At 69.4% G+C, this 6879-nt stretch carries 9 protein-coding genes and 1 tRNA gene; 6 read left to right on the top strand and 4 right to left on the bottom strand.

Annotated features, from left to right (window positions below):
* Window positions 1-99: 99 nt before the first annotated feature.
* Both surE and serS read right to left on the bottom strand, forming a co-directional pair.
* Window positions 100-870, bottom strand: coding sequence for a 5'/3'-nucleotidase SurE (surE, locus tag AX685_RS02155; protein ID WP_066484922.1), 771 nt, complete (start codon window positions 868-870; stop codon window positions 100-102).
* Entirely contained in the window at window positions 870-2147 is a 1278-nt protein-coding gene (gene serS / locus AX685_RS02150; RefSeq protein ID WP_066484921.1) for a serine--tRNA ligase, read from the bottom strand. The genes surE and serS overlap by 1 nt, the downstream gene beginning before the upstream one ends.
* Before the next feature lie 95 nt (window positions 2148-2242).
* Here serS and AX685_RS02145 point away from each other — a divergent pair, with 95 nt between their 5' ends.
* From AX685_RS02145 to AX685_RS02120, 6 genes are all read left to right on the top strand, one after another.
* Window positions 2243-2674, top strand: coding sequence for a host attachment family protein (locus AX685_RS02145; protein ID WP_066484920.1), 432 nt, complete (start codon window positions 2243-2245; stop codon window positions 2672-2674).
* A 62-nt stretch (window positions 2675-2736) separates the two neighbouring features.
* Window positions 2737-2931 (top strand): hypothetical protein, encoded by a 195-nt coding sequence (locus AX685_RS22220; RefSeq protein WP_066484918.1) that lies wholly within the window; start codon window positions 2737-2739, stop codon window positions 2929-2931.
* A gap of 87 nt (window positions 2932-3018) precedes the next feature.
* Window positions 3019-3387: a hypothetical protein gene (locus AX685_RS02135; RefSeq protein WP_066484915.1), complete on the top strand. Its 369-nt coding sequence runs from the start codon at window positions 3019-3021 to the stop codon at window positions 3385-3387.
* 609 nt (window positions 3388-3996) lie between these two features.
* The gene (dksA, locus tag AX685_RS02130) at window positions 3997-4464 is read left to right on the top strand and encodes an RNA polymerase-binding protein DksA (protein WP_066484912.1); all 468 of its coding nucleotides are present in this window, start codon (window positions 3997-3999) and stop codon (window positions 4462-4464) included.
* Window positions 4465-4553: 89 nt separating this feature from the next.
* On the top strand, window positions 4554-4859 hold the full coding sequence (locus tag AX685_RS02125) for a PilZ domain-containing protein (RefSeq protein WP_231738510.1): 306 nt from the start codon (window positions 4554-4556) through the stop codon (window positions 4857-4859).
* Between the two features lie 59 nt (window positions 4860-4918).
* Window positions 4919-5002: transfer RNA gene (locus tag AX685_RS02120), tRNA-Leu, on the top strand.
* Window positions 5003-5047: 45 nt separating this feature from the next.
* On the opposite strand, the gene AX685_RS02115 is transcribed toward AX685_RS02120, so the two are convergent.
* A complete protein-coding gene (locus AX685_RS02115; protein WP_066484908.1) occupies window positions 5048-6280 on the bottom strand; it encodes a M20 metallopeptidase family protein in 1233 nt (410 codons plus the stop codon).
* A 69-nt stretch (window positions 6281-6349) separates the two neighbouring features.
* Window positions 6350-6879 (bottom strand): peptidylprolyl isomerase (locus AX685_RS02110; RefSeq protein WP_066484905.1); only part of this gene is annotated, 530 nt, incomplete at its 5' end.

Below are 6879 nucleotides of genomic sequence, written 5' to 3'. Positions count from 1 at the left end.
ATCGGGCACGCCCGGCGGGATGCATCCCGTCAGCACGACCGCCAGACCGCCGGGCAGCAAGCGCCGCGGCGTCCTCCACCTTGTCATCCGCTATCCCCGCTACGACCGTGCGTACACGTCCCGCAGCGACGTTAACGACGAATGCAGCGTCAGGTCCAGATGCAGCGGGGTCACGGTTACCCATCCGTCAGAAACGGTGGTCAGGTCCGTATCGCGCGCGCCGGGCGTGGCGATCCCCGCGAGCGCCAGCCAGTAATAGTCGAAGCCGCGCGGATCCTTGCGCGCGTCGAAGCGGGCGCGGCCATAGTCGCGCAGCCCCTGCGGCACGACGCGCACCCCCTTCACCGCGACCGGATCGCCCATCGGGAAGTTGATGTTGACCATCGAGCGCGGCGCCCATTCGGCGTCGAGCAGCGGGCGCAGCACCCGCGTGCCCCATTCCTCCGCCACGGCGAAGGACACGTCGTCGCCCGGCTCCACCGCGCCATAAACCTGGCTGAGCGCGACCGAGCGGATGCCCGCCAGCGCGCCCTCCTTCGCGGCCGAGGCGGTGCCGGAGTACATCACGTCCTCGCCCAGATTGGCGCCGCGGTTGACCCCGGACAGGATCAGGTCGGGCGGCGTATCGCGCATCACCTGCGCCAGCGCGAACATCACCGCGTCGGTCGGCGTGCCGGTCACCGCGAAGCGTTTGTCGGCGAAGCGGTGCGCGCGCAGCGGCCGGCCCAGCGTCAGCGAGCGGCCCGTGCCCGACTGTTCGTCGGCGGGGGCGACGATCCACACGTCGTCCGACAATTGCCGCGCGATCGTCTCCAACACGGCAAGGCCCGGCGCGTGATAGCCGTCGTCATTGGCCAGCAGGATCCGCATCAGCGCGGCTCCAGCCGGTTCAGACCGCCCAGATAGGATTGCAGCACCTCTGGCACCGCGACCGAACCGTCGGCCTGCTGATAGTTTTCCAGTACCGCCACCAGCGTGCGCCCGACCGCCAGCCCCGAGCCGTTAAGGGTGTGGACGAAGCGCGTCGCCTTCTCCCCCTCCGGCCGGTAGCGCGCGTTCATGCGGCGCGCCTGGAAATCGGTGCAGGTCGAGCAGCTGGAGATCTCGCGATAGCGCGCCTGGCCGGGCAGCCACACCTCCAGATCGTAGGTGCGCGCCGCGGTGAACCCCATGTCACCAGTGCACAGCTTCATGCGGCGATAGGCCAGGCCCAGCGCGTCCAGCACGCCTTCCGCACAGGCGGTCATCCGCTCATGCTCCGCCTCGCTTGCCTCCGGCGCGACGATCGACACCATCTCCACCTTGTCGAACTGATGCTGGCGGATGTAGCCGCGGGTGTCGCGGCCCGCCGCGCCTGCTTCCGACCGGAAACACGGCGTCAGCGCCGCGAACCGCAGCGGCAGGACGTCGTGCGCCAGAATCTGTTCGCGCACGATATTGGTCAGCGACACCTCCGCCGTCGGGATCAGCCAGCGGCCATCGGTGGTGCGGAACAGGTCCTCCGCGAACTTGGGCAGCTGACCGGTGCCGAACACCGCCTCGTCACGGACCAGCAGCGGCGGGGCGACTTCCTCATAGCCGTGCTCGCGCGTCAGGCGATCGAGCATGAACTGCCCCAGTGCCCGCTGGAGCCGCGCGGCGTGCCCGCGCACCAGCGTGAAGCGCGCGCCGGCGATCGCCACGCCGGTTTCGAAATCCAGGCCCAGCGCGGGGCCGATCGTGTCATGTTCGCGCACCGCGAAGGCGAAGTCGGGCCGCTGGCCGCGTTCGTGGACCAGCACATTGTCGTCCTCGTCCGCGCCCTCCGGCACGTCGGCGGCGGGGATGTTCGGCAGCGCTGCCAGCTGCGCGTCGAGATCGGCGCCGAGCCGCGCCTCCTCTGCCTCCAGCTCCGGCAGCCGCTGCTTGAGCGTCGCCACCTCGGCCATCAGCGCGGCGGCGGTCGCCTCGTCCTTCTGCGCCTTCGCCGCGCCGATCGCCTTCGACGCTTCGTTGCGGCGCGCCTGCGCGGTCTGCGCCTCGGTGGTCACTTCGCGGCGGCGACGGTCGAGCGCGACCAATGTCTCGGCCACGGCCGGGGCGCCGCGCCGCGCCATGGCGGCATCGAAGGCGGCGGGATCGTCACGGATCAGGCGGATGTCATGCATGGCCCGCGCTATGGCGGCGTCGCGGGGGCGAGGCAACCCGGCCCGCGGCGACGGCGTTCTTGCCGCACAGACAGGCACAACAAGGAGAAAGCGCCATGCAAGTCCCCCATCAATCGGTCGTGCTGGTGGTCGATGGTCGCAAGTTGCTGTTCCTGCGCAACGAAGGCGACGAGGCCTATCCCAATCTGCAGGTCGAACATGCCGAGGAACGCCCCAACCCCGCCGACCGCGAGCAGAAGACCGATGCGGCGGGCGCGGCATCTTCAACCGTAACGGGCACGATGGGCGAAACCGACTTCCATCAGCAGGAGGAAGACCGCTTCGCCGCCGATGCGGCCGACCTGCTGAGGCGGCGGGCGCTGGCCAACGAGTTCGAATCGCTCATCATCATCGCCGCGCCGAGGACGCTGGGCGAGCTTCGCAAACATTATCACAAGGAAGTCAGCGACCGGCTGACCGGCGAACTGGCCAAGGATCTGACCGGCCACCCGATCCCCGATATCGAAAAGGCGTTGCTGTCCGCGTGACGCAAGGAAAAGGGCCGGCACCCCGGTCGGGGATGCCGGCCCTTCGGCCCGACCTATCCAGGGTGGGCGATCAGGCGGCCTTTGCCGACATACGCCGGCGCGCGACCAGTGCCGCGGCGGCGGCGCCGAACAGCAGGACCATCGGCGGCGCGGGCACCGGCGCGGGATCGCCGCTGCTCGACCCGCTGCTGGTGGACGACGGGGGATGCGGATGCCAGCCGTGGCTGGAGCTCCAGCCCTTGGAACTGGAGCCGTAGGACGACGACGAAGTCGAACTGGACGTCGAGGACGAGGTCGACGACGAACCGCTGGTCGAACTGGACGAGGATGTCGACGACGACACATTGCCCGACGAGGACGTCGAACTGGAAACGTTGCCGGAAGACGAAGAGGAGGACGAACTCGAGACGTTGCCCGAGGACGAACTCGACACGTTGCCGGAGGACGAACTCGACACATTGCCCGACGAGGATACGTTCCCGGACGAGGAGATGATCCCGGAGGACGAGACGTTGCCGGTGGAGGAAACGTTGCCCGACGAGGTCGAGCTGGCGACCGCGCCCGAGGAGGTGGACGACGACCCGCTGGTGCTGGACGTCGAGGACACGACGATGCTGCCGCTGCTGCCCCCGCCCGAACCGCCGAAGAAGCCACCGGCGAAGAAGCCGCCGCCGCCGAAACCGCCGCCGCCGAAACCGCCCGGATCGCTATAGCCGCCGCCGCCCGAATAGGCGGGAGCGGGGGGCAGCGGGACCGGAACGGGCGCGGCCTGCGACGCGATCGTCACGGTCGTCGGGGGGCATGCCGCGCCGGCGCGCACGACGCGGCGCAGCTTCGTTCCGGTGCCGGCGACCGAACGGCGGACCACGCGCGTCGTGGCCTTCTTGGCGAAGACGGTGCGGCCCTTGGTTTCCGCGACGTGCACGGCCCCGCCACCGATCAGCGCCCCCCCGCACGTGCACGCACACAGTTTTGCCAAGGCCATCCGCACGGACATGTGTTTCTTCTTTCGTTGACGGCGAGCCACCCGCCGCTGGGTCGATGCACAGAGTTTTCCTCATGCCGACAAACGCGGAATAATCCCTTAAGGGCAAGCGCGTTTGCGGCTGCCGTGCCCGCAAGTGTCCCGTCGCGGGGCATTTTTATCGAAACGGGCACATCGGCCGATCACCGGCGCGGTCAGCGTTCAGCATGGCGACAGCGGCATCGTGCGACAGCCCGGTTGCTCGCTTGTCCCCGGCGTCGCGGCTCTCTATAGGCGCGGCCAGCGGGGGCGCCGAGGGGAGGACGAACATCCCCGGGGCGCGGGCGGGAGCAGATCGATGGCGACGGCAGTGGATCGAATCAAGGACGAACCCGGCGAGATTGCGGTACCCGATGTGGTGACCGACGACGGATACCGCCCCAGCGCGGACGAGCCGTTCATGAACCCGCGGCAGCAGGCATATTTTCGTCGCAAGTTGCTGGAATGGAAGGATGCGATCCGCCGCGAGTCGCAAGGGACGCTGTCGCAGCTGCAGGTCGATTCGCTGCGCGAGGCGGACCTGACCGACCGCGCGTCGAGCGAGACCGACTGGTCGCTGGAACTGCGCACGCGCGATCGCCAGCGCAAGCTGATTTCCAAGATCGACGCCGCGCTGCGCCGCATCGACGAGGGCGAATACGGTTATTGCGAAGTGACCGGCGAGCCGATCAGCCTGGGCCGGCTGGAAGCGCGCCCGATCGCGACGATGACGGTCGAGGCGCAGGAGCGCCACGAGCGCAACGAAAAGGTATCGCGCGACGACTGATCGCGCGCGGCGGTAACCTTCGCTTTACGCTCGCGGCGGTACGGCAATGCCGTAGCCAACGACAGGGCAGGGCGGCGCGGACGCAGATGGTGAGCGACAATCCCCAGGGTGATCCGACCGGCAGGCGGCGGGCCGTGTCCGCAACGGTCGCGCTGCGTGTCGAGGGCAGGGCCGGAACGGCGATGGTGCGGGTACGCAACCTGTCGGCCGGCGGGCTGATGGCCGAACTGCCCGATCCGCTGTCGCCCGGCAGTGCGGTGGAGGTCGACGTGCCGGGCCTCGGCTGGATTGCGGGGCATATCGTCTGGCAGACCGAAGGGCGCGCCGGCGTTGCCTTCGACAGCCCGATCGAAATGGCCGCCGTGGCGCTGTCCGATCCGGCTTTCCGCGACTGAACCATCGACACCTCTGGACCGGCGCCGGCAACCGTGCCAAAGGCGCCCGACCTTCGCACGCGGGCGTGGCGGAATGGTAGACGCAGCGGACTCAAAATCCGCCGGAGCAATCCTTGTCGGTTCGAGTCCGACCGCCCGTACCAGCCGAACGTACCGGATCGGTTGCCATCGCCGATCCGGGGTGCCGGTCAATCCAGCCCGTGTTCCAGGAAGCGTTCCGCCAGCGCGCAGTGCATGGCCACGCCCTTGGCCATCACCGCTTCGTCGATCGTCATGCGGGTGTTGTGGAGCGGCGGATTGGTGCGCGGGTCGCTGCCCTCCGCAGCGACGCCGACGAAAGCCATCGCGCCCGGCACGTCGCGCAGGACGTAGCTGAAATCCTCGCCGCCCATCATCGGCGCGGGCATGGTCGACCAGCCGCGTTCGCCGCTGATCGTGCCCGCCAGCGCACGCATCAGCGCGGTGGCGCGCGGATCGTTCATGGTGACCGGATAGCCTTCCTCGATCGCGGTGTCGGCGGTGCAGCCGTGCGCCGCCGCGATCCCCTGCGCGATCTGGTGGAAGGCCTCGCGCATCGCGCCGCGCGTCGTTTCCGACAGCGTGCGCAGCGTCCCCATCAACTTGACCTCACCCGGGATGATATTGTGCGACGAACCGGCATGGATCTGCGTGATCGTCAGTACCGCCGGGTCGGCGACGGGGACGCGGCGTGCGACATGCTGTTGCAGCGCCGTGACGATCGCGCAGGCGACCGGGATCGGGTCGATCGCCTCGTGCGGCATCGCGGCGTGGCCGCCCTTGCCGCGGATCCTCGCCAGCACGGTGTCGGTGGAGGCGAGCAGCGCGCCCTCCCGCCCGACGAACACGCCCGCGGGCGCGTTGGGAGAGATGTGGAGCGCGAAGGCGGCTTCCGGCCGCGCGATATCGAGCAGCCCGTCGGCGATCATGTGGCGCGCGCCGTGTTGGCCTTCCTCGCCCGGCTGGAACATGAACACGATCGTGCCGGCCAGTTCCTCGCGCCGCGCGCACAGCGCCTTGGCGGCGCCGAACAGCATCGCGGTATGCGCGTCATGGCCGCAGGCGTGCATCGCGCCGGGAATGGTCGAGGCGAACGGCAGCCCGGTTTCCTCGGTCATCGGCAGGGCGTCCATGTCGCCGCGCAGCAGCACGGTGCGCCGGTTCGATCCCGCCGCGCCGCTGCGCCCGCCGCGCAGGATCGCGACGAATCCGGTGGTGCTGGTGCTATCGTGAATCTCCAGCGGCAGTCCGGCGAGCGCCGCCTTCGCCTTCTGCGTCGTCAGCGGGCAGTGCAGCCCGACCTCCGGCTCGGCATGGATCGCGCGTCGGAGCGCGACCACATCGGGGAGCAGATCGGCGCCGATCGCGGTCCAGTCGGTGCGGGTGGCGAGGGTGGTGGTCATCGGACAGGCTCCTTAAGGTGTCCGTTGTAACCGTTCCGTCACGCCGCCGGCAAGCGTCGGGGGCGGGCGTCAGGGCAGGCGGCGGGCGCTCTCGATGCGGATCGTCGGGGCCAGCATCTGCCCCTTCATCACGCCCTCGCCCAGCGTCGGCGAGGTCGGCGCGACAAGGATGCGGCGGATCACGTCCATCCCCTCCAGCACGCGGCCGAACACCGCGAAGCCGGGGTCGGCGCCCTTGGCGTCCATCGAGGTGATGTCACCGACCACGACGAAGAAATCGCCCGCCGCGGTGCCGGGGGAGGCCATCGCCATCGAAATCGCGCCGTCGACATGGCTCAGCCCGGTCTGCGTCGTCGCTTCATGGCGGACGGGCGGCAGCGTACGCTTCGGATCGTTGCGGGTGCCGAACTGGACGAGGCCGTAGCCGTCGCCGACCTTCACCGCGCGATAGAAGGCGACGCCGTCGAGCTTCCTCTGATCGACATACTTCAGGAAATTCGCGGCGGTGGCGGGCGCCGCCCTGGTATTGACGCCGATCACGATCGGGCCGGCCGCGGTGGTCAGCTGCACACGCGTCAGCGTGGCGGGGGTGGGGGCCG

The organism is Sphingomonas sp. CCH9-F2, assembly GCF_001556735.1.
GTDB lineage: Bacteria > Pseudomonadota > Alphaproteobacteria > Sphingomonadales > Sphingomonadaceae > Sphingomonas > Sphingomonas ginsenosidimutans.
The sequence above is the reverse complement of the archived record's forward strand: the minus strand, read 5'-3'. Positions and strand labels throughout refer to the sequence as shown.

Coding starts and splice junctions, on each gene's coding strand:
- surE (WP_066484922.1), bottom strand. CDS start 870: ATGCGGATCCTGCTGGCCAATGACGACGGCTATCACGCGCCGGGCCTT.
- AX685_RS02145 (WP_066484920.1), top strand. CDS start 2,243: ATGCAAGTCCCCCATCAATCGGTCGTGCTGGTGGTCGATGGTCGCAAG.
- dksA (WP_066484912.1), top strand. CDS start 3,997: ATGGCGACGGCAGTGGATCGAATCAAGGACGAACCCGGCGAGATTGCG.
- AX685_RS02115 (WP_066484908.1), bottom strand. CDS start 6,280: ATGACCACCACCCTCGCCACCCGCACCGACTGGACCGCGATCGGCGCC.
- serS (WP_066484921.1), bottom strand. CDS start 2,147: ATGCATGACATCCGCCTGATCCGTGACGATCCCGCCGCCTTCGATGCC.